The following is a 1,815-nucleotide window of genomic DNA, read 5'->3' as shown; positions in this document are numbered from 1 at the left end:
AGTCGCTTTGGGCGGTTAGTATCACCGGCCTCGCCATGGACGCATCCACACGGGTACGGGAATATCAACCCGTTGTCCATCGACTACGCCTGTCGGCCTCGCCTTAGGTCCCGACTTACCCTGGGCGGACGAACCTGCCCCAGGAACCCTTGGTCATCCGGCGGCAGAGATTCTCACTCTGCTTTCGCTACTCATGCCTGCATTCTCACTCGACCAACCTCCACAACTGGGTCACCCCGCTGCTTCCATGGTTGATCGACGCTCCCCTACCCATCCACACCACTGCACACACCTTCAAGAGGTATGCGGATGTATTGCGTGAATGACACAGCTTCGGCGGCGCGCTTTAGCCCCGCTACATTGTCGGCGCAGGACCACTTGACCAGTGAGCTATTACGCACTCTTTCAAGGGTGGCTGCTTCTAAGCCAACCTCCTGGTTGTCTGGGCGACCCCACATCCTTTCCCACTTAGCGCACACTTAGGGGCCTTAGCTGGTGTTCTGGGCTGTTTCCCTCTCGACTACGAACCTTATCGCCCGCAGTCTCACTGCCACGCTCTCACACACCGGTATTCGGAGTTTGGCTGATTTCGGTAAGCTTGTAGGCCCCCTAGACCATCCAGTGCTCTACCCCCGGCGTGAAACACATGACGCTGCACCTAAATGCATTTCGGGGAGAACCAGCTATCACGGAGTTTGATTGGCCTTTCACCCCTACCCACAGCTCATCCCCCAGGTTTTCAACCCTGGTGGGTTCGGGCCTCCACAACATCTTACTGCTGCTTCACCCTGGCCATGGGTAGATCACTCCGCTTCGGGTCCAGACCACGCGACTCAACCGCCCTATTCGGACTCGCTTTCGCTACGGCTCCCCCACACGGGTTAACCTCGCCACGCAGCACTGACTCGCAGGCTCATTCTTCAAAAGGCACGCCATCACCCCACCTGGAGGCTCTGACGGCTTGTAGGCACACGGTTTCAGGTACTCTTTCACTCCCCTCCCGGGGTACTTTTCATCTTTCCCTCACGGTACTAGTCCGCTATCGGTCACCAGGAAGTATTTAGGCTTACCGGGTGGTCCCGGCAGATTCACAGCAGATTCCACGAGCCCGCTGCTACTCGGGAACACCATCAGGAGATGACAGGTTTTCACGTACGGGACTCTCACCCTCTACGGTCCCCTATTCCAAAAGGATTCCGCTAACCACATCATTTTTTGACTCCTCGTCCATCCGGCAGAATGAACAGACAGGTCCCACAACCCCGCACACGCAACCCCTGCCGGGTATCACACGCGCACGGTTTAGCCTCATCCGCTTTCGCTCGCCACTACTCACGGAATCACATGTTGTTTTCTCTTCCTACGGGTACTGAGATGTTTCACTTCCCCGCGTTCCCTCCACACACCCTATATATTCAGGTGCGGGTGACACCACATGACTGGTGCCGGGTTACCCCATTCGGACACCCTCGGATCACAGCTAGGTTGGCAGCTCCCCGAGGCTTATCGCAGCCTCCCACGTCCTTCATCGGCTCCTGGTGCCAAGACATCCACCGTATGCCCTTACACACTTGCCACAAAGATGCTCGCATCCACTGTGCAGTTCTCAAACACCAACCAGAAGACCACCCCACCGCGACCACCAACCACACCACATGTGGCGGTATGACCGCGAGATGACCTCTGAAGTGCACTTCCCTCGAGCAACAACCCTTGCGGGTGTTGTCTCAGGACCCAACAGTGTGCCGCACGCAAACCCCCTCCCGCCCCATCCGTCCCGTTCCACGACCCCGGCGAAGGGATCAGTACTAGAGC

At 57.6% G+C, this 1,815-nt stretch carries 1 rRNA gene; it reads right to left on the bottom strand.

Annotation, left to right across the window (positions count from 1 at the left end):
• Positions 1-1,577: ribosomal RNA gene (locus ACTG9Q_RS32920) — 23S ribosomal RNA — on the bottom strand; the annotation flags it as partial.
• Between the last annotated feature and the right edge of the window lie 238 nt (positions 1,578-1,815).

The sequence above is a fragment of the Actinokineospora lacus genome, from assembly GCF_053813445.1.
The sequence above is the reverse complement of the archived record's forward strand: the minus strand, read 5'-3'. Positions and strand labels throughout refer to the sequence as shown.